General features: G+C 60.0%; 23 protein-coding genes and 1 tRNA gene. 16 read left to right on the forward strand and 8 right to left on the reverse strand.

Annotated features, from left to right (window positions below; translation table 11 throughout):
* The 7 genes from EDD75_RS02840 to EDD75_RS02870 form a co-directional block, all read right to left on the reverse strand.
* Positions 1-1308 carry an Rne/Rng family ribonuclease gene (locus tag EDD75_RS02840; RefSeq protein ID WP_123927726.1) on the reverse strand — a complete coding sequence of 436 codons (1308 nt, stop codon included), beginning with the start codon at positions 1306-1308 and terminating at the stop codon, positions 1-3.
* A 23-nt stretch (positions 1309-1331) separates the two neighbouring features.
* Complete coding sequence (locus EDD75_RS02845; protein ID WP_170157678.1) at positions 1332-2021, reverse strand: TIGR03936 family radical SAM-associated protein; 690 nt, start codon at positions 2019-2021, stop codon at positions 1332-1334.
* Positions 1993-3867, reverse strand: coding sequence for a TIGR03960 family B12-binding radical SAM protein (locus EDD75_RS02850; protein WP_123927732.1), 1875 nt, complete (start codon positions 3865-3867; stop codon positions 1993-1995). Before EDD75_RS02850 ends, EDD75_RS02845 begins: the two co-directional genes overlap by 29 nt.
* Positions 3868-4030: 163 nt before the next feature.
* Entirely contained in the window at positions 4031-5380 is a 1350-nt protein-coding gene (locus tag EDD75_RS02855; RefSeq protein ID WP_123927735.1) for an S-layer homology domain-containing protein, read from the reverse strand.
* A gap of 380 nt (positions 5381-5760) precedes the next feature.
* Positions 5761-5838, reverse strand: a tRNA-Pro gene (locus tag EDD75_RS02860).
* A 77-nt stretch (positions 5839-5915) separates the two neighbouring features.
* Positions 5916-6644: a YjbE family putative metal transport protein gene (locus EDD75_RS02865; RefSeq protein WP_123927738.1), complete on the reverse strand. Its 729-nt coding sequence runs from the start codon at positions 6642-6644 to the stop codon at positions 5916-5918.
* Between the two features lie 160 nt (positions 6645-6804).
* Positions 6805-7920, reverse strand: a complete 1116-nt coding sequence (locus EDD75_RS02870) for a PRK06851 family protein (protein WP_123927741.1) — start codon at positions 7918-7920, stop codon at positions 6805-6807.
* A gap of 269 nt (positions 7921-8189) precedes the next feature.
* Between EDD75_RS02870 and EDD75_RS02875 the strand changes: the two genes are divergently transcribed.
* Together EDD75_RS02875 and EDD75_RS02880 are read left to right on the forward strand one after the other, a co-directional pair.
* Complete coding sequence (locus EDD75_RS02875) at positions 8190-8828, forward strand: DUF1614 domain-containing protein (protein ID WP_123927744.1); 639 nt, start codon at positions 8190-8192, stop codon at positions 8826-8828.
* A gap of 41 nt (positions 8829-8869) precedes the next feature.
* Positions 8870-9253, forward strand: a complete 384-nt coding sequence (locus tag EDD75_RS02880) for an HIT family protein (RefSeq protein ID WP_123927747.1) — start codon at positions 8870-8872, stop codon at positions 9251-9253.
* A gap of 32 nt (positions 9254-9285) precedes the next feature.
* On the opposite strand, the gene asnB is transcribed toward EDD75_RS02880, so the two are convergent.
* A complete protein-coding gene (gene asnB, locus EDD75_RS02885) occupies positions 9286-11130 on the reverse strand; it encodes an asparagine synthase (glutamine-hydrolyzing) (protein ID WP_123927750.1) in 1845 nt (614 codons plus the stop codon).
* 324 nt (positions 11131-11454) lie between these two features.
* Here asnB and EDD75_RS02890 point away from each other — a divergent pair, with 324 nt between their 5' ends.
* From EDD75_RS02890 to EDD75_RS02955, 14 genes are all read left to right on the forward strand, one after another.
* Positions 11455-12048 carry an ANTAR domain-containing response regulator gene (locus tag EDD75_RS02890; protein ID WP_123927753.1) on the forward strand — a complete coding sequence of 198 codons (594 nt, stop codon included), beginning with the start codon at positions 11455-11457 and terminating at the stop codon, positions 12046-12048.
* A gap of 16 nt (positions 12049-12064) precedes the next feature.
* Positions 12065-12403 carry a P-II family nitrogen regulator gene (locus EDD75_RS02895; protein ID WP_123927756.1) on the forward strand — a complete coding sequence of 113 codons (339 nt, stop codon included), beginning with the start codon at positions 12065-12067 and terminating at the stop codon, positions 12401-12403.
* Between the two features lie 181 nt (positions 12404-12584).
* A complete protein-coding gene (locus EDD75_RS02900) occupies positions 12585-13895 on the forward strand; it encodes an ammonium transporter (protein ID WP_123927759.1) in 1311 nt (436 codons plus the stop codon).
* A gap of 268 nt (positions 13896-14163) precedes the next feature.
* A complete protein-coding gene (locus EDD75_RS02905; protein WP_123927762.1) occupies positions 14164-15477 on the forward strand; it encodes an ammonium transporter in 1314 nt (437 codons plus the stop codon).
* 27 nt (positions 15478-15504) lie between these two features.
* Positions 15505-15843 carry a P-II family nitrogen regulator gene (locus EDD75_RS02910; RefSeq protein ID WP_123927765.1) on the forward strand — a complete coding sequence of 113 codons (339 nt, stop codon included), beginning with the start codon at positions 15505-15507 and terminating at the stop codon, positions 15841-15843.
* 201 nt (positions 15844-16044) lie between these two features.
* Positions 16045-16737, forward strand: coding sequence for a radical SAM protein (locus tag EDD75_RS02915; protein ID WP_170157679.1), 693 nt, complete (start codon positions 16045-16047; stop codon positions 16735-16737).
* A gap of 74 nt (positions 16738-16811) precedes the next feature.
* Positions 16812-17171 (forward strand): sulfite exporter TauE/SafE family protein, encoded by a 360-nt coding sequence (locus EDD75_RS02920; protein ID WP_123927770.1) that lies wholly within the window; start codon positions 16812-16814, stop codon positions 17169-17171.
* 654 nt (positions 17172-17825) lie between these two features.
* On the forward strand, positions 17826-18653 hold the full coding sequence (gene nifH / locus EDD75_RS02925; RefSeq protein ID WP_123927773.1) for a nitrogenase iron protein: 828 nt from the start codon (positions 17826-17828) through the stop codon (positions 18651-18653).
* A gap of 13 nt (positions 18654-18666) precedes the next feature.
* A complete protein-coding gene (locus tag EDD75_RS02930) occupies positions 18667-18984 on the forward strand; it encodes a P-II family nitrogen regulator (RefSeq protein ID WP_123927775.1) in 318 nt (105 codons plus the stop codon).
* A gap of 15 nt (positions 18985-18999) precedes the next feature.
* A complete protein-coding gene (locus tag EDD75_RS02935) occupies positions 19000-19365 on the forward strand; it encodes a P-II family nitrogen regulator (RefSeq protein WP_123927778.1) in 366 nt (121 codons plus the stop codon).
* A gap of 16 nt (positions 19366-19381) precedes the next feature.
* Positions 19382-20839, forward strand: a complete 1458-nt coding sequence (locus EDD75_RS02940) for a nitrogenase component I subunit alpha (RefSeq protein WP_123927781.1) — start codon at positions 19382-19384, stop codon at positions 20837-20839.
* Complete coding sequence (locus tag EDD75_RS02945; RefSeq protein ID WP_123927784.1) at positions 20830-22311, forward strand: nitrogenase component 1; 1482 nt, start codon at positions 20830-20832, stop codon at positions 22309-22311. Before EDD75_RS02940 ends, EDD75_RS02945 begins: the two co-directional genes overlap by 10 nt.
* Before the next feature lie 124 nt (positions 22312-22435).
* Positions 22436-23734, forward strand: a complete 1299-nt coding sequence (locus EDD75_RS02950) for a nitrogenase component 1 (protein ID WP_245963052.1) — start codon at positions 22436-22438, stop codon at positions 23732-23734.
* A gap of 27 nt (positions 23735-23761) precedes the next feature.
* Positions 23762-24601: a radical SAM protein gene (locus EDD75_RS02955; protein ID WP_123927790.1), complete on the forward strand. Its 840-nt coding sequence runs from the start codon at positions 23762-23764 to the stop codon at positions 24599-24601.
* Positions 24602-24617 lie beyond the last annotated feature (16 nt).

Genomic DNA, 24617 nt, shown 5'->3' on the forward strand with positions numbered 1-24617 from the left:
TTATAATTCCCCCGTCTGCCTCTGTAAAGAATTGTTCGCGTCCTCCGGAAGATCTTCTCCTGTCTCCTCAGAAAGCTCTCCCCCTACCTCCCGCCGGACGTAACCCGTCCCACCGCAGTGCGGGCACGGTTGGAGCAACATTTCCGCCAGGCTCGGGCGCGATTTTTTCCTGGTTAACTCAACAAGCCCGAGCTTCGTGATCCCGAGGAGGTGCGACCGCACCCGGTCGCGCCGCAGGGCTTCCTCCAAGACCGATAGAACCTGCTGGCGGTGCCTCTCCTCCACCATATCGATAAAATCGATGATGACGATGCCGCCGATATTCCGCAGCCTGAGCTGACGGGCAATCTCGCGCGCCGCTTCAAGATTTGTTTTGACCACCGTCTCCTCAAGGCTTGCCGATCCAACGTACTTACCGGTGTTCACGTCGATGACGGTGAAGGCCTCGGTCCGGTCAAAGACAAGATAGCCGCCCGACTTCAACCAGACGCGCCGCTTCAGAGCTCGCTCCACTTCCTGCTCTACCCCGTAGGCCGCCATCAGATCCGGCCCGGTTTCGAGAAAAACCCGGTCTTTAAGCTCCGGGCCAAGGTCCGCGATTATGGATAGGACTTCCTGCCGGAGCGCTTCCGAATCAACCACTAGACGGTTAACGTCGCCGGTAAAGAAATCCCGCAGGATGCGTGGCAGGAGGTCGATATCCCGGTAAAGCAGTCTGGGCGCCGGCTCCCGCGCCTTCACGCAGATATCCTCCCAGCGCTTAACCAGCATCTCCAGGTCGTGCCGCAGCTCTTCCTCCCCGACGCCCTCAGCGGCCGTCCGGACAATGAGCCCCATCCCGGTAGGGCGAAGCGCCGTGGCTATTTGCCGCAAGCGTTCCCGCTCGGCAGGAGAACCGATCCGCCGCGAAACGCCTATGTGCTGGACGCTCGTAGCCAGCACCAGGTACCGTCCTGGAAGCGTCACGTGCGCCGTTACCCTGGCGCCTTTAGCCCCGAAATGGCTCTTGACTACCTGGACGATTATTTCCTGCCCGGGCTTTAAAATCTGCTGAATCTGGAGCCGCCCGCTCCGTTTTCCCGCTAACACCCGGGCGTCTTTAACGTAAAGAAAGGCGTTTCTCTCGAGGCCGATGTCCACAAAAGCGGCTTCGATGCCGGGCAGAACGTTTTCTACCCGGCCCTTATAAATACTGCCCACGAGCTCCGCCCCGGGCGGTTCAAAGTAAACCTCTACGGGAACGTGGTCCTCAAGGACCGCAACGCGCATCCGGTTGCCCGCCGAGGAAACAATAATTTCCTTAAGCATCACTTACGCTCCCATCGCAGCATTCAGCCGAGGCTAACCGTACGGTCACCGGCCACGGTATAAAGTCCGGTGCGGTAGTAGTCAAAATCTTCCGGCGCTCCCGGCAGTAGTCCCAGCCGCCAGAGAGTCGCCGTTACCTCTTCGGGGCGGACGTTACCCTCCTGTCCGGCCTGCACTAACATCGTCACTACAATTTTCCCTTCTTCGAGAGAGGCGTCAAGGGCAAAAATTCCCGGGCGGATATCGCGCTCCTTCGGCCCCTTTTTCCCCTGGCGCACACTTTTAATCTCCCCTGCCTGCAGCACCCTTTGCACCGCTTCGGTCAGGGCCGCCTCGCAGAGTCCCGCAGCCGGCCTCCCCTCTGCCCGGTAGGCCGCCCGCCGGACCGCCGCCATGAGGTTGGCCTCTTCGCGAGGCACGCGCTTGACTCGCACCAAGGTCAGCCCTTCCGGCAAAACCGGCCCGAGCCGCGCCTGCACCAGTTCCGGGGCCACAGGCACCCGCAGATAAGCGTCGACGAGTTCCCTCAGCCCGGCAACCCCGACAGGTAGCGGCGCCGCGAAAACCAGCCGGGAGCGCGGATTGAACCCTTCCGAGTAGGCGAGCGGCAACCCCGCCCGGCGGCACGCCTGTTCAAAGAGACGCACCAGGTCCAGATGGCCGATCCAGCGGGCCGGTCCCTCTTTACGAAAGGTGATCCGGTAACGAAACAAGCCCGTCCTCCTCCGCCAGCACCGGAGCCACACCGAAAGCCGGGCAGACCCCGCAAGCCATGCACTTTTCCCACCGGCAATCAGGCGTAATCTCCCCGCGGTAGGCCCGCTGGTGCTCCTCGATCAAAAACTCCCGGCTCACTCCCACGTCAATATGGTCCCAAGGCAGTACCTCACCGTACGCGTAGCGCCGCTGGGCGTAATCCTCCGGTTGGAGCCCGGCTTCGGCAAAAGCCTCCAGCCACCGGGCCAGACTGAAGTGCTCCCGCCAACCGTCAAAGCGGCAGCCCCGCCGCCAGGCGCCAAGCAACACTGCACCGAGCCTTCTGTCGCCCCGCGCGAAGACGGCTTCAAGCATGCTCATCTCCGGGTCGTGCCAGTCGAAATCGATGCGCCGGTCTTTTAAGCGCCGCTTCAGGTAGCGGATCTTCTCCGCCAACACCGCGCGGGGCACCTGTGGCTCCCACTGAAAGGGGGTGTGCGCCTTCGGGACGAAACAGGCCACACTCACCGTCACCCGCAGCTTCCCCTTCGGAACGCCACACTCTTCCCCTACGCGCAGGACATCGCCTGCCAGAGCCGCAATCCCGTCAAGGTCCTCTTCCGTCTCCGTAGGCAGCCCAACCATGAAGTAGAGCTTTACCCGGAGCCATCCGGAAGCGAAAGCCGCCTCCACCGCCCTTAACAATTCTTCCCGCGTAACCCGCTTGTTGATCACGTTGCGCAGCCGCTGCGTTCCAGCCTCTGGCGCAAAGGTGAGCGTCCCTTTGCGGACTTCCTGCAAGCGCCGGGCGATTTCAACCGCAAAGGCGTCGGCCCGCAGGGAAGGAAGCGAGATGCTCACCTTATCCGGCGTGAAAGTCTCGATCAGCCCGTCGACCAGCGGCAGGAGCCGGGAATAGTCGACAGAGCTGAGCGAAGTCAGGGAAATCTCCTCGTAACCCGTATTTTTTGCTAGTTCCCTGCCCTGGACGAGAAGCCGCTCCAGGCTTTTCTCCCGTACCGGCCGGTAGATTATTCCCGCCTGGCAGAAACGGCAGCCCCGGCTGCACCCCCTGAAAATCTCTATCATCCCCCGGTCGTGCACCGCCTCGACCCAGGGGATCACCGGCCGTACCGGGAAGGGAGCCCCGTCTAAATTTGCCACCACGCGTTTGGTCACTTTCTCCGGGATGCCGGGGTATAGAGGGCGAACGGAGGCTATCCGGCCGTCTTCCTGGTAACGCACCTCGTAAAAGGAAGGCACGTATACGCCGTCAATCGCAGCCGCCTCCCGAAGGAATTCCTGCCGTCCCTTTCCCTCCTGGCGCGCTCTGATATAGGCGTCGAGCAGTTCGTGAACGACCTCCTCCCCTTCGCCAAGCACAAAGAGGTCGAAAAAGGCGGCCAGCGGCTCGGGATTGAAGGCACATGGACCCCCGCCGATTACCAGCGGTTCACTCTCACGCCGTTCCGCCGCCAGTGGACTTACGCCCCCGAGTTCCATCATGTTAAGCACGTTCGTATAAGTAAGCTCGTATTGGAGGGTAAAGGCGAGAATGTCGAAATCACTGAGCGCCCGGCGCGACTCGAGCGAAAAGAGAGGTATCCGCTCCGCCCGTAAAAGCGCCTCCATATCTGGCCAGGGAGCAAAGACCCGTTCCATCAGGGCGTCCGGCCGCCCGTTTACTATGGCGTAAAGAATCTGGAGCCCGAGGTGGGACATCCCGACTTCGTAAACGTCGGGGAAGGCAAAAGCGACCCTTACCTTTACTTTCTCCCAGTCTTTCTTTACCGCGTTGTACTCGCCGCCCACGTAGCGCCCCGGTTTTTCAACCAGGCGCAGCAGCCGCTCCACATCCCGCATTGAATGACCTCCGCGTTATGTTATAAATTATACCAGAATTATCTTCCCTGAGCAGACCCTTCATTCCTTAAAATTTTCCCCCGCGAAATAAAAAAGGGGGGCGGCCCCCTTTTTCACCCATAGGTCAGGTAACGAGCGGTTACGGCCCACCCCCAAAAGGCGCCTACGCGCCCCCGGTAATCGCGAGCAACCGGTGGATTATAGCAGCAGCCTCTGCCCGCGTAACGCTCTTCTCGGGCCGGAAGGTGCAGTCCGGGTAGCCGGTGACAAGCCCTTGCGCCAGGGCTATGCCGAGAGCATCCCGGGCCCACACCGGAATCGCGCCGGCGTCGCGGAAGGTCAGTGCGGCGGGTGCCGCAGGCCCCAGCCTTTTGGCCGCAAGCCGCGTCGCCAGGACGGCAAGCTCCACCCGGCTGACCGCCCGTTCCGCCCCAAAACTCACCTCTCCGTTCGGCTCCGGGTAACCCTTCACTATTCCCTCCTGCACCGCCGCCGCTACCGCCTCCCGCGCCCAAGCGGGGATACACCCGGCATCCCGGAAATTTAGCACCGCCGGATCACCGGGCGCGAGACCCAACAGCCGCACCAGGATGACGGTCGCCTCCGCCCGCGTCATTTTCTGCTCCGGCCTGAAGGTACCATCGGGATAGCCGTAAACGAGCCCCCTTACCGCAAGCTCACCCACCACTCCGGCCGCCCAATGCCCCTGTAGATCGCTAAAACTGAGCCGCGGCGCCGCCGGCAGCGAGGGACCCGCTGCCGCCACAAAGATATCGGTAACCCCGTTCCTATCGCCCGTCACCAGGTTATCCGCCTCCGAAGCGAAAGCAACCAGCCCACCGCCGGCCAGGCATGCCGTCAGGCTGTCACCGTTTCCCGCACCGTTCGGCGAAACGCTCACCCGCTCCAGACGGTGCGTCTTGCGGTCGTAAATAAAAACGTCCGCCTTTTTGTTCGTGTCGTCCGCTACAAGGTTGTCCGAGTCGGAAACAAAAGCCACGAACCGCCCGTCCGCACTAATGGAAGGGAAAAGATGCTCGCCGTTTCCTTCCGTACCGCTGCTCGAAACGCTTACCCGCTCGATCGTCCGCGTTGTCCGGTCGAAAACGAAGACGTCCGGCTTGCGGTTCTTATCCCCCGCCACTAAGTTGTCTGCCTCCGAAACAAAAGCCACGTACCGCCCGTTGGCGCTGATACTGGGCAGGTAGCTGCTCCCGTTCCCCTGCTGGCCGCTGTCGGCGACGCTTACCCGCTCGATCCGCCGCGTTTCCCGGTCGTAAACGAAGACGTCGGCCACCCTGTTCGTATCTCCCGCCACTAAATTGTCCGCGTCGGAGGTGAAAGCAACGTAGCGCCCGTCGGCACTGATGGAAGGGTGGTAGCTGTCCCCGTTGGCTTCAGCACCACCGTTAGTAAGGCTCACGCGCTCTTGCACCGTCAGGCCACCGAGAAGAGAAAGCGCACCAAAAGAAGACGGAAGGCTAAAGATGGATAGCAGCAACACCAGCGTCACACCGAAACCCCATATAAACCACGAGCTATTTCGCAGAATGACCCCTCCTTATAAAGCATATAGGAGAAAAAGACGGCAGCAAGCGCCATAAAAAGCAACTCTCGCCTTTTAAGGCGATTTTACGCAGAAAACCGGTTCCCTGTCCATATGGAGTTGGTGGAAGTAGAGGTAACATCTGGCCGATCAAAGAAAAGAGGCGATTGCGCTTTCCATCGAAACGCGTAGGGAGCAGGGGCTGCCGCCTGGATATGAGATCGCCGAAGTGGAGGTAGCGGACGAGTTCATAACACTTCTCGGAAGGTGATAGAACTGTAAAACGAGCAGGGGAACTTATCCAGTTTTTGTGGTTAGGCTCCGGTCCGACGAAGCCTTGATATTCCTGGTCGGAGCGACAGGACTTGAACCTGCGGCCTCTACCACCCCAAGGTAGCGCTCTAGCCAAACTGAGCTACGCCCCGACCCGTTTTCTATTATAACCCGGTAAAGAAACAACCGTCAAGGCACGCCGTCCCTTTATAATCGTTTTGCTCTAACCTCAATGGCGCCGCCAGGCGGAAACTCCCGATTTTGCCCGTCTAGTGGGGGCAGACCAGCTTATCGTCTTTGTCCGCGCGCGCCGCCGGTTTTGCCACTGCGCCACAATAATCACGCCCACCGCACAAAGCAACTCCACGGCGAGCTCCATTTCGTGTGGGACCCGGTAGAATTGCCAGACAAACGGGTCCGTCACCATGAGCTCCCCGCCTACCTTACCCAGGATAGCCGCCGCAATGTAGGCCGTCACCGGGAAGCGGTCCATGAGAAGGCAGAGAAAACTCGACCCGCACACCACTAAAGGAATACTCAACCCCAACCCGAAAAGAAGCAGCGGTAAATTACCTCTAGCTACCGCGGCAATCGCGAGCACGTTATCGGTACTCATCACAAAATCGGCAACCACGATGAGTCTGACCGCCTCGACCAGGCTGCCTGCTTCCCTGCCATCCACCTCGCAGGCCGCGTTCTCGCGCAAGAGCTTAACCGCAATCCAGAGGACGAGCAATCCACCGATCAGCTTGAGGAACGAGAGCAGGATCAGCTTCGACGCCACGAAGGTGAGGCTAACGCGCAAAATTACCGCCGCCGCTGCCCCAAGGACAATCCCGGCAAAACGCTGGCGCCCACGCAGCCGGCGCACCGCCATGGCGATAACGCAGGCGTTGTCGCCCGCTAAAACCAGATCGATCAGGGCAATCTCAAACGCTCCCAAGAAAAGAGGCTCCATAAAGGCTCCTTCTCGATAGAATAAGCGCTGCCATGTCCAAGCTGTCTCATAAATAATATTTCGACCCCAAGCAAAATATCCTCCTCACCGGGCGCCAAAACAGCTTTGCCGGGCGGGGCTCCGTCAGGGGGTGTGATGCACCAGCAAAAACCGGCCGGGCTTACGTCTCGTTTTCCGCGGCGTAACGGAAAATCCGGTTCAGGATCTCCTGGCGCCGCGCTTCAACCCGCGCGAAGTCCATCGCCCCGGTATAAAACTCCTCTAAATAATCATGGGTGAGCTTCGCCTGGTGCAGATAGTGGACGGCACGTCCCAGCGCCTCGCTGAAGCGGCGCCGGGCGTGGGCTATTTCGGCTGCGTAGGCGGTAAGGCGCCGGGGCTGGGAATATCCCTCAAGGTTTACCCTTCGCACCGCCAACTGCTCCGGCGGCACAAAGCCCACCTCCGGAACCTCCTTCAGCACCGCAACCTTAAGATCAGGGATGATGAAAAGGTCGATTTCTCGCGGTAGAAAAGCGCAGTGAAAAACCTCCGTACCCAGACCGCGGATCACGGCCGCCTCCACCAGCCGCGCCAGGAAGGTGCTCCGGCCCGATCCGGGCGGTCCCTGAATTACATAGAGCGTCTTTAGGTCCTGAAGCAGCGTCTCCAGATGGTGAACCACGCCATCGGGAGAGATGGCCGACGCAAAGAGCCGCCGCACCTGCGGGAAATGCTCGTGCTGGACGGGTGCGCCTTTGAAAATCGCCCGCGCCGTCTCCCGCAAAACCTCGTTCACTTTAACGAAATCCATACTTACGCTGATATAGCTTTCGAGCTCGTCCCTGATGACCGCCGCCTCCCGTAGCTGCGCGTAGGCAATCCCGAAAAGCCGGCTTATCCGCCGGTTGGTCGCGAGAATCTCCTCCTTATGCGCCCGCAGCTTGGCCTCATCCCAGAAATCACCCAGATGAACGATCTCGTCTACCGCACCCGGGTTCTTTGGCTCGACGCCATGCGGCGCCGTACCGTCGATGAGGGCCACCCGGATTGCCGGGATAACCACGCCAGTAAGCGATCCGTTATCGGACGAAGAGCACATGAATTCAACGTCGAACCCGCGTGCCAACATCTCTTCCCCGATTTTCCGTATAAAGGTTGACTTGCCGGTCCCAGGCCCGCCCTTGATTATGAAGATGCGCGTGGCGTCCGGGCCGATGATCTGGTCGTAGTAAGAGTAAAAACCGGCCGCCGTATTGCCTCCTGGAAACATCTGGCGCAGTTTTCCCTGTTTCACCCGCCTTCGCCTCCTTAAAGAAGTCTAACGGTTGCCGCGCATAAAAAAGCGCCACCGAATTCTGCGTGGCGCCGTTGGCACCTGGTTTTACTGTTAGAAGGCCTCTTTCCACTCTATAAGGTTTATGAAGGGGGCTTACTTTTTAGACCCCAGCTCTCCTCTTGATAGGTATACCGAGAAAATTTACTTCCGCCTTAAAAGGAAAAGCATTCGCAAAAGGCGAAAACTAAACTTCAGCAATATAGCGAAAATGAAAGGCGGTTTTAGCCGTGGGCTGTTTTCTACCCCTTCTATTTCTCCTGTTGCTCCCGGTCCTCTTCTTTTTCTTCTACTTCCAGGTGGCCGCTTTTTCCCTCACCAAGCTTGGGCTTTCCCCGCAGGGAGCGGTGCTTTTCTTCAGCCTTTGTCTCATCGGCGGGATAATCAACATCCCTGTTTCCCGGCAGCCGATCATCGTTGAAGAAGGGCCAATTTTCGGACTCCCGTTTTTCTTTTATTACCCGCCGCGCGTGCGGGAGCAGGTAATCGCGGTGAACTTAGGCGGCGCCATCCTTCCCGGACTCTTCAGCCTATATCTCCTGGGCCGGGCCCCGCTTTTGGCTACGTTGATGGCTACTGTGGTCGTGGCCGCTGTAGCCAAAGGCTTAGCCCGCCCGGTACCTGGAGTAGGTATCATCTTGCCGGCATTCATCCCGCCCCTTGTGGCCGCCGTGGCCGCGCTTCTCCTATCCCGGGACAACCCGGCACCGGTGGCCTACATTTCCGGCGTCTGGGGTACACTTCTCGGTGCCGACATCTTGAACTGGTCCCGCTTCCGCGAGATGGGCGCGCTGGTCCTCAGTATCGGCGGGGCGGGCGTTTTTGACGGCATTTTTCTGGTAGGCATCGTTGCCGCCCTTTTAACCTGAACCGTGCGTTTGGCAAAAGCTATTTTCAGGGAGGTTGCCTTATGGAAAAGTGTATCTTTTGCCACCTGCCGCCTGACGCCATTATCGCGGCGAACGAATTGGCGGTAGCCATATTTGACAAGTACCCGGTCAATCCCGGGCACACGCTCGTGATCCCCCGGCGTCACTACGCTTCTTATTTCGAAGCCACAGAAGAAGAAGTGATGGCGCTTCACCGGCTCGTGACAGAGGTAAAGAAAATCCTCGATGAACGGTATCATCCCGACGGCTACAATGTCGGGGTGAACGTGGGTGCTTGCGCGGGGCAAGCGATCGGCCACGTGCACCTGCACGTTATTCCGCGCTTCAACGGCGACTCACCCCGTCCCGGGGGCTTAAGACGCGTGAAAAAACCCGTCACGCCGTGGCTACGGGAAGACGAGTAACGGCGAAAACCCGAAAGGCTACAATTTGTTCCTTACTGAATCACAACGCGGTACGCCCGCAGCCACACGTCCACCTGTATAAGATAGGCCATAAGTTGCGGGCCGGTCATCAACTGTCCGAACCAGGGAATACCGCTGGCCATACCACCCGTTGTAGCGAGAGCCCGCACGGCAGACAAATTAAGAAGCGGCCGCAGTGGCGAACCAGGATCGTCTAAGATGCGGCGCAGTCGCTTCCGCACTATGGCCGTGTAAGCCGGGTTATGCGTTTTGGGGTAAGGGCTCTTGCGCCGCCACAACACCTCATCAGGCAGAACCCCGCGTAGCGCGTGGCGCAAAACAGCCTTTTCGGTTTGGTTACAGAATTTCATCTCCCACGGAATATTCCACACGTACTCCACCAGCCGGTGGTCGCAGTACGGTACCCGCACTTCGAGGCCAAAAGCCATGCTCATTCTGTCTTTCCGGTCCAGTAAAACGGGCATAAACCGGGTAATACTCAGGTAAGAGATTTCGCGGCGGCGAGCGGCGTTGGGGTCTTCGCCCGGAAGCCGGGGCACCTCCGCCAGGGCTTCCTGGTAGCGGGCCGAAATATATTCTTGCGGGCGGATATAGCGGGCTACCTCGGGCGATAACAAACCTACCCTTAACTCAAGGTTCCGCATCCAGGGGAATGTAGAAGCCCAGATATCTTCTTCGCGGCGGAACCAGGGGTAGCCGCCAAAGATTTCGTCTGCCGCCTCACCCGAAAGAGCAACGGTATCCCGTGTTCTAATCGCGCGGGAGAAAAGGTAAAGCGAGGAATCGACATCAGCCATTCCCGGCAGGTCGCGGGCATGCACGGCCGGCGTTAGCGCATCGGCCAACTCTGTGACGCCAATCCTTACCACCCGGTGCTCAGTGCCGAGGTAGGCCGCCATGCGCTGGGCCCAAGGCCCGTCGGCGCTGGGTTCAAACTCGGTGGGTTGGAAGTGGTCTTCGTTGCCCACATAGTCTACCGAATAGGTGCGAACCGGTCCCCGCCCCTTCCTCCGAAAGAAGGCCGCAGCAAAAGCAGTCACGGCACTGGAATCTATCCCCCCCGAAAGCAGGGTGCAGACCGGCACGTCCGCTACCAATTGCCGCGCGACAGTATCTTCAAGGAGCCAGCGGACCTTGGCTGTTGTAGTCTTGAAGTCATCGGTGTGCGGCCGGCTTTCAAGCGCCCAGTACCGGCGCACCGTAGTCCCCTGCCGGTCGTAACGGAGCCAGTGCCCGGGTTTTAGCTCCTCAATACCCCGGAAAACCCCGTGCCCCGGCGTCCGTCCTGGCCCCATAAGAAAGACCTCCGCCAGCCCTTCGGCATCTACTGCCGGCTCAACTAAAGGATGAGCGAGTAGCGCCTTGAGCTCCGAAGCAAACAGAAAAGCGCTCCCCCGCCGGGTGTAGAAGAGCGGTTTGACGCCCAAGCGGTCCCGCGCCAGAAAAAGGCTCTCCTCCTCTTCGTCCCAAACAGCGAAGGCGAAAATACCGTTAAGGCGCTCAAGGCAGTCCGGCCCCCATTCCATAAAAGCGAAGAGCAGAGCCTCGGTATCGGAGTAACCCTGAAAGCTGTAACCGCGTGCCTTGAGTTCTCGCTGTAAATCGGGCGTGTTGTAAAGTTCCCCGTTGTAAGTAATCACGTATTTCCGGTCACCCCGGCTGCGGATCATTGGCTGGCCCCCGCCTACCGGGTCAACGACAACCAGGCGCCGGTGAGCAATAGCCGCCCGCGGTGAAAGCCACGTTCCCGCAGCGTCGGGACCCCGTGGGGAGAGGGTCCGGCTCATTGCTTCGACGATCTGTTTCTGACACGTCAGGTCCTCTTCCCAGTCAACCCAGCCGCATATCCCGCACATGGACTTTTACCTCCCTGATACTTAGCCTGCAATCGGGTGGCTTCCCATGGAAAAGGCGCGGAAAAGACGCGCACCGGGAACGGTTTCCGGCGCGCCTTTGCCGTGATGTTTCCGGTTTACGTTACTTCAAACTTATGTTGGCTCCCTTCACCCTTATGAACGATCGCACGAAAGGTGCATGAAATGAAAACCCCAAAAGCATTGACAACCAGGCATCTTCATGTTTAGACTGGTAATAGAAACTGAACAGGGGCAAGGGAGCAACGGCGCTCAGGGGGAGATATGTCTCTGAGTATTTTTATTTTCCGGGGCTGATAGGCTTCGATGACCGTGATGCTGATTTGCAGCAATAAGGCTTTGCGCCAGCGCCTCCAGGATCTCTTCCGCGCCTGGGGCTGGGTGGTCGTCGGCGAGACGAGAACCGGGCCAGAAGCGCTCCGGCTCGTTCGGGCGCGACAGCCTGATTTGATTGTGGTGGACGACGAGCTTGCGGAGATGAACCTTTCTCAACTGATGGACGTCATCAGCCAGGACCGTCTGGCACCGGTTCTTCTTCTCCTTTCGCCGGCTAACCGGTGGGGCGAGGAACTCTTGAAGTCTCAGGCGGTGCTCGCCGCGGTGAGTAAGCCCCCGAACGAAACCGATCTTTACCTGGCAGCGCTGCTCGCCGAAGCAAACTTTGCAAAGTTTGCTGCTCTGGAGCAGGAGATAACTCGCCTGCAAGATCAGCTCCAGAGCCGGAAGTTGGTGGAGCGCGCTAAGGGCATCCTGATGGAGACGTTAGGCCTCTCGGAACAGGAGGCCTACCGGAAGATGCAGCGGGAGAGCATGGAGCGGCGTACCAGTATGCGGACGATTGCCGAGGCGATCATCACCGCGCAAAAATTTTACCAGAATCGCGGTAAAAAACAGGAGTAAGGAAAGGGGTGATCTGGTGCGGAAGATCGAAGCGATTATCCGTTCGGGAAAGCTCGAAGCGGTAAAGGACGCTTTGGGTCGGTACGGTATTCACGGAATGACCGTCTCCCAGGTGATGGGCTGCGGCCTGCAAAGGGGCAGGACCGAGGTTTACCGCGGCCACGAGTACAGCATTAATCTTCTGCCGAAGGTGAAGATCGAGGTGGTTCTTCCGGACGGGCAAGTGGAGGAGGTGGTGCGGGTCATCACGGAAACGGCGCGGACGGGCGAAATCGGGGACGGTAAGATTTTCATCTACCCGGTGGAAAACGCCATCCGCATCCGCACCGGGGAAACCGGCGACGCCGCCGTTTAGCCGCGTGCCGGTTTAGGAAGCTTCAAGGCAGATTGACGCTGGCGGCTTAGGTCCAACGAGCCGAAAAAAATTTTAATGGTCGCTGCAGACCACAAGGGCAAAGACGCCCGTTAGAGGGTTACACCACCCTCCGTCGGGCGTTTTTCTTTTTTGAAAAGGGATTTTTAAGGGGGAAAGGGATTTGAACGCTAATCTTTTGGCTACGGGAATCAACACGGTATGGGTGCTCCTGTGTGCGGCGTTAGTCTTTTTTATGGAGGCCGGATTCGCCTTTCTGGAAGCAGGGTTCATCCGGGCGAAGAACTCCCTCAACATCGTGATGAAGGTTTTTACCGATACGACCGTTGGGATGCTGGTCTTTTACGTCTGCGGCTTCGGGCTGATGTACGGGCTCGACCGGGCCGGACTCATCGGTACAAACGGCTTTTTCCTGAGCGGGAATCTCGGCCACCTTAAGCTTGGGATCCCCCTTTACGCCTACTGGCTCTTCCAGGCCGCCTTCGCGGTGGCGGCGGCCTCCATCGTCTCCGGTGCGGTGGCGGAGCGGATGCGGTTCGCCCCCTATATCATTTTTACGGCGCTCCTCACGGGGATCATCTACCCCTTAGCGGGGCACTGGGTATGGGGCGGCGGCTGGCTCAGCCGGCTGGGAATGCTTGACTTCGCCGGTTCGGCGGTGGTCCACGCCCTCGGCGGCTTCAGCGCCCTGGCGGCGGTCTGGGTCCTGGGGCCACGGCAGGGTAAGTACAACCCCGACGGTAGCGTAAACGTGATCCCGGCGCACAACCTGCACCTCGCCTTTTTGGGCACCTTCATCCTGTGGCTGGGCTGGTTCGGTTTCAACCCCGGCAGCTCCCTTTCGGGGCTGGATATGAATATCGCCCGGATCGCGCTTACCACTAACTTAGCGGCGGCGGCCGGGGGCACGGCGAGTATGCTTTTCACGCTGGCCAAATGGGGTAAGCCCGACCCCTCGATGGCGATGAACGGCGCCTTAGCCGGTTTGGTGGCGATCACCGGCGGGTGCGCCTACGTGGCGCCGCCCGCGGCGGTTTTAATCGGCCTCGTGGCTGGAGTATTGGTGGTGGTGGCCGTCGGTTTCTTCGACCGGCTCCACGCCGACGACCCGGTAGGCGCAATTGCGGTGCATGGAGTCAACGGTACCTGGGGCATCCTGGCCGTCGGTCTTTTCGCTGAGAAGGGCGGTCTCTTTTACGGCGGCGGTTTTCACCTTTTGGGGGTACAGGCGCTCGGCGTGGCCACGGTGGCGCTGTTAGGTTTTGCCGCAACCGCGACAGTCTTCTATCTCTTGAAGAAAACGGTGGGCATCAGGGTTTCGGCGCAGGAGGAACTCGAAGGGCTCGACCTTAACGAGCACGGCGTGGGTGCCTACGCGGGTCTGGTGACGGAACCGTTTTACGAAACGGTCCTGGAAGAGCCCTCCCTGTCGGTTTTGCAAAAAAGTGTTGACAGGATAACCGAACGAGTATAAAATTAACTTAAGCGTTGTTTTAATTTTTACAATTTCAGAGCGTGGCGGGATACGATGGTGTATCCCGGAACAGGGCGCCGGAGCCGCTGGGGTTGTGGCGCCTTGCTGTTTTTGCGGTAGAAGCGAAGGTGCTTCGCAGGGCGGAGTAGCCCTAAAGGCGAAGCACCTTTCTTTTTTAACGTTCCGGTACGGGAAAGGCGCCGCCCGTGCCGGAGCGAAGCGATAGATGAAACAGCTTGTTTAAATCTAAAGGAAGGGGTGTTAGGTGATGAAGCGTTTCCTGTTTACCGGTCTTTTCGCTCTCTTTCTATCACTTATTCCGGGCGTCGCGTGGGCCGCGACAGCGACAGTGGATACCGGGGACACGGCCTGGGTGTTAGCATCAACCGCCTTGGTGATGCTGATGACGCCAGGGCTGGCCCTCTTTTACGGGGGGATGGTCCGCAAGCAGAACGTTCTGAACACCATTATGCTGAGCTTCATCGTGTTGGGTCTGGTTTCGGTGCAGTGGGTGCTCTGCGGTTACAGCCTGGCCTTTGGTCCGGACCAGGGTCACGTGATCGGCGGGCTCTCCTGGTTAGGGCTTAAGGGCGTGGGGTTGGAACCTAACGCCGACTACGCGGGCACCATTCCGCACCAGGCGTTTATGGCCTTCCAGTTAATGTTCGCCATCATCACGGTGGCCTTGATCTCCGGCGCAGTGGTGGAACGGATGCGCTTCCCGGCCTTTTTGGCCTTCGCGCTCCTGTGGACCACCCTCGTCTACGACCCGCTGGCCCACTGGGTCTGGGGCGTAGGCGGCTGGCTCCGAAACTTAGGGGCGCTCGACTTTGCCGGCGGCACGGTGGTGCACATCAGCTCCGGGGTATCGGCACTGGTGGCGGCGTTAGTGTTGGGGCGGCGCCGTGGCTACGGCGCGGAGCCGATGCTGCCCCATAACCTCCCGCTGACCGTCCTGGGTGCGGCGCTTTTGTGGTTCGGCTGGTTCGGTTTTAATGCCGGTAGCGCGTTGGCGGCAAACGGCCTGGCGGCCAGCGCCTTCGTGGTCACAAATACCGCAGCGGCCGCAGCGGCGCTTTCCTGGGTGTTGGCAGAGTGGCTGCACCATGGTAAGCCGACGGTCTTAGGCGCCGCCAGCGGCTGCGTGGCGGGCTTGGTGGCAATTACCCCGGCATCCGGTTTCGTGGGACCGTTGCCGGCGGTGGTCATCGGCCTGGTAGCGGGCGTGATCTGCTACTTAGCGGTGGCGGTGCTCAAGCCCCGGTTGGGTTACGACGACGCGCTGGACGCCTTCGGTGTGCACGGCGTCGGCGGCACCTGGGGCGCCTTGGCCACGGGGCTCTTTGCCTCCAAGGCGATCAACGCGGCAGGCGCCGACGGCCTTTTCTTCGGAAACCCGGCGCAGCTCGGCCCCCAGGCCGTAGGGGTGGTGGCAACCTGGGTGTTTGCGGCCCTGGCGACGTTTGTCATCCTGAAGGTCGTAGGACTCTTTACCCCGCTGCGGGCAGCAGATGAAGAAGAGACGCTGGGCTTGGACCTCACGCAGCACGGCGAGGAAGCCTACCGCGGGCTGGCGCTGTAAGCAGTTAAAAACGAGGAGGGATCAGCCTTGAAAAAGATCGAAGCGATTGTGCGGCCCGAACGGTTGGAGGCGGTCAAAGAGGCGCTAGGCAAGTTCGGCATCCACGGGATGACCGTTTCCCAGGTGATGGGCTGCGGCACGCAAAAGGGCCGGACCGAGGTTTACCGCGGGCATGAATACAGTATCAACCTCTTGCCGAAAGTAAAGATTGAGATCGTCCTGCGCGACCAGGAGGTTGAGAAGGTGATCGAAGTAATCGCCGCAGCCGCCCGCACGGGACAGGCCGGCGACGGCAAGATCTTCGTTTGCCCGGCAGAAAACGCCGTGCGCGTGCGGACCGGCGAGCAGGGCGACGCGGCAGTTTAAACCAATTAGAGCGACGACCGCTCGAGACGGGCGAAGCGGCCCCCCCTGTCAGTACGACGGCGGGGGCCGCTTCTTTTGAGACCGGGACTAAAGCGAAACGGTATTCTAACCCGTTGATTGGAAAACAATGTGGTCTATCGTTTACGATAACGAACAGCGCGCTAGGTTTTGACCTGCATTTTTAAAGAAAGGGTGATGCTGATGCTCGTCCCGTTGTACCAGGAACACCCGTGTTTCACTCCCGCTACCGCCCGCTGGTTCCGGTGCGCGCTGGTACCCGTAGCGGACCGGTGCAACATCAGCTGCACGTACTGCTCGCGGCGCCGGGATTGCCTTAACGGCTGCCGGGACGAAGCCACGCTAAGCAAGCTCCTGACGCCCCGGGAGGCCCTGCGCCGCGTGCAGCGTCTGGCGGCGGACCCCAGGGTACAGGTGGTCTGCGTAGCGGGCCCGGCCGAACCCCTCGCTGCAGATAATACCTTTGCTGCTTTACATCAGATCAACGCAGCCTTCCCGCACCTTCTCAAGTGTGTGGCGACCAACGGGCTCCTGCTGCCGGAAAAGGCAGCGGCACTGGCCCAGGCGGGGGTAAGCCACGTGGCGGTTACGGTCAACGCAGTGGACGAGCGGGTGGCGGCACGGCTCTATCGCTGGGTGAGTCTGGACGGGAAGGTGTATCAGGGCCGGGAAGGGGCGCGGCTGCTCATCGCCCGACAGTTAGAAGGCATTAGGGAAGCTTGCCGGGCCGGCCTGCGGGTAAAGGTGAACACCCTGTTTTTCCCGGGGATAAACACCGCCGACCTCCGGAAGATCGGGGCGGCGGTCCGCGCGGCGGGGGCAGTCCGGTGGAAGATCGTTCAGGTGGAAAGGGCCGTTTTTTCCGCCTGGGAATAAGCGTCAAGGCAAGCTTACAGCGGGAACTGCTTAATTTTGAAGCAACGCACCTGCCATTTACGGAGGGATTAATAATGTTCCAGACGCTGGGCTTAATTTCTTTAGGAATCCTGGTAGGCCTTTTCAGTGGCTTCTTCGGCATCGGTGGGGGCATCGTGATGATCCCCGCGCTGATGTACCTTATGCACATGGACCCGCGCGTGGTAGTAGGAACCTCGCTGGCCGTAATAATGCCGACGGCGCTTTTCGGCACCATTACCCACAGCGCTCACGGCAACGTTGACCTGCGGGTGGCCTTTCTGTTAGCGACGGGGGCAGCCCTCGGATCAGTTTTGGGAGCCAGCCTGGTAACATGGGTGCCGGAAAAGTTACTGCAGCGCCTTTTGGGAGCGGTCTTCTTGCTAGTAGCCGCGAGGCTGCTCGGCGGGAGGTAGCGCCGCCGCCATCGCCCGCCGCTGCGGTAGCTCCTTGGCCCGGCGGATCGCCGGCAGCGAGAACTGTTGTATACAGTATTTCCTTTTAGAGGGTATTGACACCACCTTGTCCTTTATATTAACCTGGTATTGGTTGAAAGAGCTTTACGGTGTGGTAAAGCAGGGTGACGGCGCCCGAACGGTTTGGCGGGTGCCGTTATGTTTTTTGAGGATAAGTTGTTTCTCAAGATGATTTAAACTAAGGGTGAAATTCGTGTCGTTTAAAAAGGTTACGCGAAGCGGCGCACCAGAGCGAACTCGTTTCGTACCTGTTTTTTTCGGTTGGAAACAGGAGCCGGGTTAAAACGACGGTGGCAGGTAGAAACGATAACTTGGGTCCAGTGGAGGACCAAAGGGCAGTGAGGCCCATACCGGACTGAAAAGCGGTATGGGCCTTTTGTTTACGCCGGGCGGCGTTTGGGAAAAGAACAAGGGCATAGTGGCCCGTTAGCCGACGAAGGGCGCGAGGGCAAGGAAGCCCCGCGAACCAAGGGTTTACGGGCCACTACTTTTGCCGGGCTTTAAAGGGGGTGATAACGGCGAAAACGGGACGTGAACGGTGGTACGTAGCCTAAGAGCAGCGGTTTGCAAAACTTCTCAGCGGGGGGAAAACAGATGACACGGAAAATCGCGATTTACGGCAAAGGCGGCATCGGTAAGTCCACCACCCAGCAGAACACGGCAGCGGCACTGGCCTACTTCTTCGGCAAAAAGGTACTTATCCACGGGTGCGATCCCAAAGCCGACTGCACCCGCCTGATCCTCGGCGGCAAGCCGCAGGAGACGGTAATGGATACCCTTCGGGAACTTGGCGAAGATGCGGTAACCATCGACCGGGTGGTGAAGACCGGGTTCTGCGGCATCAAGTGCGTCGAGTCCGGAGGGCCCGAGCCTGGTGTCGGTTGCGCCGGCCGGGGCGTGATCACGGCCATCAATCTGATGGAAGAGCTGGGCGCCTACACGCCGGATCTCGACTTTATCTTCTTCGACGTGCTCGGGGACGTGGTTTGCGGCGGCTTCGCCATGCCGGTACGTGAAGGCAAGGCTGGAGAAATCTACATCGTGGCCTCTGGGGAGATGATGGCCCTCTACGCCGCCAACAACATCTGCCGGGGCATGGTAAAGTACGCCGAGCAGAGCGGCGTCCGGCTGGGCGGCATCATCTGCAACAGCCGTAACGTGGACGGTGAAAGGGAACTGCTGGAGGAATTTTGCCAGCGGATCGGGACCCAGATGATCCACTTCATCCCGCGGGATAACATCGTGCAGAAGGCGGAGTTTAACCGCCAGACGGTCACCCAATTTGACCCGGATTGCAAGCAGGCCCGGGAGTACAAAGAGCTAGCCCGCAAGATCATCGAAAACGATATGTTCGTCATCCCGGAGCCGATGACGATGGACGAAATGGAAGCCCTCGTCGTGAAGTACGGACTTTTGGATTAGGAGGCCTAGAACTATGAAAATGATCCGCGCCATCGTGCGGCCGGAAAAGGCCGAGGATGTAGTTGACGCTCTGGCTACGGCCGGGTATGTCGCCCTGACTAAGATGGATGTGGTCGGCCGCGGCAAGCAAAAAGGGATTCAGGTCGGCAGTATCTACTATGACGAGTTACCCAAGGTGATGCTCATGCTGGTGACGGAAGACGAAAGTGTGGCGGAAATCGTAGAGATCATCAACCGCGCAGCGTATACGGGCAACTTCGGCGACGGGAAGATCTTCGTGAGCCCCGTGGAAGAAGCCTACACGATCAGAACGGGAAGCAAGGGATTATAAGGGGGTGGCGTCCCGGTGAAGGAAATCGTGGCCATCATCCGGCCGAACAAGATGACCAGGACGAAAGAGGTACTCGCCGCACTCGGGTTCCCCGCCCTAACGGCCTGGAAGGTCCTGGGGCGGGGAAAGCAGAAGGGGCTGGCGGGAGAGGTTTCGTTCCCGCTGCGGCCGGACTTAGTGCAGGAAGAGGGGGGCATGCGCTACGTGCCTAAGCGCCTTATATCCCTGGTGGTGGAAGACGAGGACGTGCCGCTCGTGGTCGGGGCAATTATGAAGGTCAACCGCACCGGCGCCATCGGCGACGGCCGGGTTTTCGTCTGCCCGTTAGAAGACGCGGTGCGGATCCGCACCCAAGAGCGGGGCACGGTAGCAATTTTATAAAAGGGGGGAAAGGAAAATGCCCTTCGTGAACCTGAAGTGCAATGAGCTGCTTCCCGAACGGGAAAAGCACATCTATATTCACGACCCGCAAAACCCGGTGATCCCGGCGTGCAACATCAGGACCATCCCGGGAGATATGACCGAACGGGGCTGCGCCTTCGCCGGCGCCCGCGGGGTGATCGGCGGCCCGATCGCCGACGTCATCGCAATGGTCCACGCCCCGGTAGGGTGTGCCTGGTATACCTGGGCGACGCGGCGACACCTTTCCGACCTTTATCCTTGGGCTACGCCGACAAAGCTCGCTAACACCGCCTTTAACCGGCGCTACTGCGTGGTGACCGACATGCAGGAAAAGGACGTGGTCTTCGGCGGCGTGAAGAAGCTCAAGCAGGCCTGCCTGGAAGCCTTTCGCCTCTTCCCGGAAGCGCGGGGGATGATCATCTTCACCACCTGCACCACCGGCCTCATCGGGGACGACGTGCAGGCGGTGGCCCGCCAGGTGGAAAAAGAGGTCGGCAAGCCGGTCTTCACAGCGGAATCGCCCGGTTGCTCGGGCGTGAGCCAGTCCAAGGGCCACCACGATTTCAACATGCAATTCTACCGCCAGGTGAAGGCCCTGCGGGAGCGGCGGCCGGAACTCAAGATGCGGGAAGAGGAGAAAACGCCCTACGACATCTGCCTGATCGGGGACTACAACATGGACTGGGACCTTAAAGTGATAAAGCCGCTTTTCGAGAAGATCGGCGTCCGGGTAGTGGCCGTCTTTTCGGGGAACGAGCGCATTGAAAACCTGATCAAGATGATCGATGTAAAGCTGAACGTGGTGCACTGCCAGCGCTCTGCCGAGTACATCGCCCAGATGATCAAGGACGGCTTCGACATCCCCTTCATCCGCGTTTCGCTTTTCGGGATCCAGCAGACGGCGGAGGCGCTCAGGAAGACGGCAGCCTTCTTCGGGCTGGAGGAGCGGGCGGAAAAGGTGATTGCCGAAGAAGTGGCGCGGGTAGAGTCGGCCCTGGCCTTCTACCGCGAAAAACTGATCGGCAAGCGGATCGCCGTCTATGTGGGCGGCCCCCGGGTGTGGCACTGGATCCGGCTGATGGAGGAGCTCGGCATGGAGGTGATTGCCGGGGCCTGCACCTTCGCCCACGAAGACGACTACGAGAAGATCAACGCCCGGCACAAGGGAGGCATCCTGGTTATCGATGCTCCCAACGAGTTCGAACTCGAGGAGATGCTGGTTACTTTAAAACCCGACCTCTTCCTTACAGGGCTCAAAGAGAAGTACCTGGGGCGCAAGATGGGCATCCCCACGGTAAATTCGCACTCTTACGAGAAGGGGCCTTATGCTGGGTTTGCCGGCATGGTGAATTTCGCGCGCGACATTTACCAGGGCATCTACGCGCCAGTCTGGCGGTTTCAGAACGGCATCGAAGAACGGGAGACAGAGGAGCGTGAAGCGGCATGCGGCTAAAGGAAATTCCCATTGAAGGCGTCCCTTATGACCAGCTACGCATCGAGAAGGTCCCGGCGGCACCGGCTTACCAGCCCCGCGATCCGGAGCTGGTGCCGGCAGCCAACCGGGCGCTGGTGGTAAACCCCGACCGGATATGCATGCCGATCGGGGCGATGTGGGCGGTCTTAGGGGTGCACCGGGCGATCCCGTTTGTTCAGGGGGCGCAGGGTTGCACCACCTACGCCCGTTACACCTTCTGCCGCATTTTCAAGGAACCGGCAACCATTGCGACGGCTTCGTTTCACGAAGATGCAGCGGTCTTCGGCGGGCGCCGGAATCTGGTGGAAGGCCTCCGCAACCTCGTGGTGCGCTACTGGCCCGAGGTGATCGGGGTGGTGACCACCTGCTCCAGCGAAATTATGGGCGACGACATCGGCAGCTTTCTTAAGGAGGCGCGCGCCCGACTGCGCGCCGAGATCGGCCCAGAAAAGGCGGAACAGATCGCCCTCGTGCAGATCAACACCCCGAGCTTTGCCGGTTCCCACGTTGAGGGGTACGACCGGGCGGCGAAGGCCTTCCTGCAGACCCTGGCGACAAAGCGGGACACGCCGCACGACCGGGTAAACATCATCCCAGGCCTCCTTTACCCCGGTGACATCCGGGAAATCAAGCACATCTTGCGGGAAATGGGGATCGAGGCCACCATCTTGTTCGACATTTCGGATACCTTAGACGCGCCCCTTGAGCCACCACAGCGCATCCCCTACTACCCGCCCGGAGGCACGCGGCTGGCCGAAATCAAGGAGATGGGCAATGCCTGCGCCACCATTGCCCTGCAGGCCGACGCCGGCGGTAGCGGCGCCGTATATTTAGGGCGGAAATTCGGGATTCCGGCGGTCGCGGGACCGACCCCGGTGGGAGTGGCGGCCACGGACGCTCTCCTGCAGCATCTCAGCCGGTTTACGGGGCGGGCCATCCCGGCTACGCTACGGGCCGAGCGCGGCCGCCTGGTGGACGCCATGGCCGACACCTTCCACCACACGATGATGAAGCGGGTGGCCATTTTCGGCGACCCAGACATCGTGGCGGGGGTAACGCGGTTCGTCTGCGAGTTAGGAATGACCCCGGTAGCGGTAGCGGCAGGGACCTTCAGTAAGAGGTTCGGGCAGGAAGTCGAGGCGGCATTTGCGGCGTACCGGGACCTCTTCCTTGACACGCCGAAGGTTTTCAACGGGAGCGACCTGTTCGAATTCGAGGAATACCTCAAGACGCTTCCGCGGCTCGATTTAATCATCGGGAACTCGAAAGGCGTGGACATCGCCCGGGAACTAGAAGTGCCGCTGGTCCGGGTGGGGTTCCCGATTTACGACCGGTTCGGCTACCAGAAGCGGCCGATCGTGGGTTACCGCGGGGCGGAGTTGCTTCTCTACGAGATAGTCAACGCGCTTCTGGATTACCGCTACCCGGACGACCGCACCCAGCAGCTTTAAGTTTGCGGCGTAGCGATTTGGGGTCGGGCCGGTTGCGCCGGAGTTCTCTTCTGCGCTCCGGCGGGCGCCTGACCGGTCCGGCTCCATTTTACTTTTATCAGGGGAGGAGTGAGTTCCCTTGCAGGTGCCGCTGGAAATTTTGCCCTCCCGGCGAGGGCATGCGGTTGTTAAAGAGAGTGATCCACCGGTGCTCCCGGTGTGCGGCCAGCCGACCGTGCCCGGCGTGATTTCCGAACGCGCCTGCGCCTTTTACGGGGCGCGGTGGGTCTTGGCCCCGATACCTGATGTGATTCACCTAGTGCACGGCCCCGTTGGCTGCGCCTATTACGGCCGCAACGTGCGGCGGAAGGGCTACCGGTTGTTTTCCACCAACTTGGAGGAGCGCGACGTCGTCTTCGGGGCGGGAGAAAAGCTTTACCGGGCTATCCTGGAAGCCTGCACCCTCGTCCCCGATGCCCGTGCTGTTTTGGTCTATGCCACATGTGTGGTAGGGATTACCGGCGAGGACCTCCCCGGCATTTGCAAGCGCGCCGCCCGAGTGGTGGGCCGTCCGGTCGTGCCCGTAAATGCGCCCGGGTTCTGCGGAGCAAGCCAGGCGGCGGGACACGACATCGCCGCCCGCGTTCTCCTAGAGCATTTTATCGGCAAGGAGGCGGGAGAGCCCGTTGAAAACGGAGTGAATCTCCTCGGGGAGTTCAACGTGCAGGGCGATTTGGATGAAATCGAGGCGTTGCTCGAACAACTGGGGCTGAAGCTCATCTGTGCCATTTCCGGCAGGGCCTCAGTGGCCACCATGGCTCAAGCCCACCGGGCACGGCTCAATATCGTGCACTGCCGCCGCACGGGACACTTCCTCGCGGAAGGGATGCGGGAAAAGTTCGGCATCCCTTATGTAAAGGTCTCTTTCTTCGGCATAGAGGAAACCGCTACCGCCCTGCGTGTTATCGGCCAGTTCTTCGGCGCGACCGAGGTCGAGGAGGTGATCGCGCAAGGCATCCGCGCAGCTAAAGTAGCGGCAGCTCCCTTTCTATCAAAGCTGGGCGGAAAACGGGTGGGTCTCTTCTTTGGGGCTTCACGGATAGGTTCGATGGCCAAGGCCTTCAAGGAACTAGGGATGGATGTGGTGCTGGCCGGTTCCCAGTTCGGCTGCCAGGAGGACTACCAGGAGGCCGGAAACAAGGTCGCCAGCGGTACGGTGCTGGTCGACGACGCCCACGAGCGGGAACTGCTGGAATTCGTGACGTACCGGCAGCCGCACCTCTGGGTGGGCGGAACGAAAGAAAGGTTTCTCATGCAAAAATTGGGTATTCCTTTCCTTGTTTTTCCCCAGGAAAACGACCCCTTTGCCGGGTTCAGGGGATTTGTGAACCTGGCACGGCAAGCGGCGGGACTGGTAAGTGCGCCCGTGTGGCGGTTGACGTGAAGCAGGAGCAAAGGAGGAAATTGATTTATGGAAGCTTTTGCGGTGACGGAGCACCCGTGTTTCTTTAGGGAAGCAGCGCGGCGTTACGGCCGGCTTCACCTGCCGGTGGCGCCGGCTTGCAATATGGAGTGTCGCTACTGCAGCCGGGAGTACGATTGCCCTAACGAGAGCCGTCCCGGGGTCACCAGCCAGCTACTTACCCCGGAAGAGGCAGCGGCACGAGTGGCAGAGGTGGTGAAGAAGGACCCGCGCATCCGGGTGGTAGGAATTGCAGGACCCGGTGACCCGCTGGCCAACACTGCAACGCTCGAAACCCTGCGGCTGGTACACGCGCGATTTCCCCAGTTAATCAAGTGCGTCAGCACGAACGGTTTACTACTAGCCGATTACGTCTTGCAACTCAAGGCTTTTGGGGTGAGGACCGTGACCGTCACGGTAAACGCGGTGGACCCGGCGGTAGGAGCAGCGATTTATGCGGGTGTGCGGTGGCGCGGGGCGGTCTACCGGGGGATGGAGGCAGCAGCCCTCATCTGGTCGCGGCAGGCCGCGGGTATTATCGAGGCCATGCGCGCGGGTTTGCGGGTGAAAGTGAACGCAGTCTTCGTGCCCGGCGTGAACGGCCACCATCTCCCGGCAGTGGCGCGGGCTGTGGCCGCTTTGGGCGTGCATATGATGAACATCATGCCCCTCATCCCGCTAGCCGGGTTCGCCCACCTCGCGCCGCCAAGCCCGAAAGAGATCGCCTTTGTCCGCACCGTTTGCCGGCAGTACGTACCCCAGATGGACTGGTGCCGGCAGTGCCGGGCGGACGCGGTAGGCCTTTTACACGCAGCGGATGCCGGAAAACACGCTTATTGTGTTACCTGAGAAGATTCGTGGTGCG

The sequence above is a fragment of the Thermodesulfitimonas autotrophica genome (genome assembly GCF_003815015.1).
GTDB lineage: Bacteria > Bacillota > Desulfotomaculia > Desulfotomaculales > Ammonificaceae > Thermodesulfitimonas > Thermodesulfitimonas autotrophica.

Coding starts and splice junctions, on each gene's coding strand:
- EDD75_RS02865 (WP_123927738.1), bottom strand. CDS start 6,644: ATGGAGCCTCTTTTCTTGGGAGCGTTTGAGATTGCCCTGATCGATCTG.
- EDD75_RS02850 (WP_123927732.1), bottom strand. CDS start 3,867: ATGCGGGATGTGGAGCGGCTGCTGCGCCTGGTTGAAAAACCGGGGCGC.
- EDD75_RS02955 (WP_123927790.1), top strand. CDS start 23,762: ATGGAAGCTTTTGCGGTGACGGAGCACCCGTGTTTCTTTAGGGAAGCA.
- EDD75_RS02930 (WP_123927775.1), top strand. CDS start 18,667: ATGAAAATGATCCGCGCCATCGTGCGGCCGGAAAAGGCCGAGGATGTA.
- EDD75_RS02905 (WP_123927762.1), top strand. CDS start 14,164: ATGAAGCGTTTCCTGTTTACCGGTCTTTTCGCTCTCTTTCTATCACTT.
- EDD75_RS02920 (WP_123927770.1), top strand. CDS start 16,812: ATGTTCCAGACGCTGGGCTTAATTTCTTTAGGAATCCTGGTAGGCCTT.
- EDD75_RS02945 (WP_123927784.1), top strand. CDS start 20,830: ATGCGGCTAAAGGAAATTCCCATTGAAGGCGTCCCTTATGACCAGCTA.
- asnB (WP_123927750.1), bottom strand. CDS start 11,130: ATGTGCGGGATATGCGGCTGGGTTGACTGGGAAGAGGACCTGACGTGT.
- EDD75_RS02880 (WP_123927747.1), top strand. CDS start 8,870: ATGGAAAAGTGTATCTTTTGCCACCTGCCGCCTGACGCCATTATCGCG.
- EDD75_RS02940 (WP_123927781.1), top strand. CDS start 19,382: ATGCCCTTCGTGAACCTGAAGTGCAATGAGCTGCTTCCCGAACGGGAA.
- nifH (WP_123927773.1), top strand. CDS start 17,826: ATGACACGGAAAATCGCGATTTACGGCAAAGGCGGCATCGGTAAGTCC.
- EDD75_RS02840 (WP_123927726.1), bottom strand. CDS start 1,308: ATGCTTAAGGAAATTATTGTTTCCTCGGCGGGCAACCGGATGCGCGTT.
- EDD75_RS02890 (WP_123927753.1), top strand. CDS start 11,455: ATGACCGTGATGCTGATTTGCAGCAATAAGGCTTTGCGCCAGCGCCTC.
- EDD75_RS02915 (WP_170157679.1), top strand. CDS start 16,045: ATGCTCGTCCCGTTGTACCAGGAACACCCGTGTTTCACTCCCGCTACC.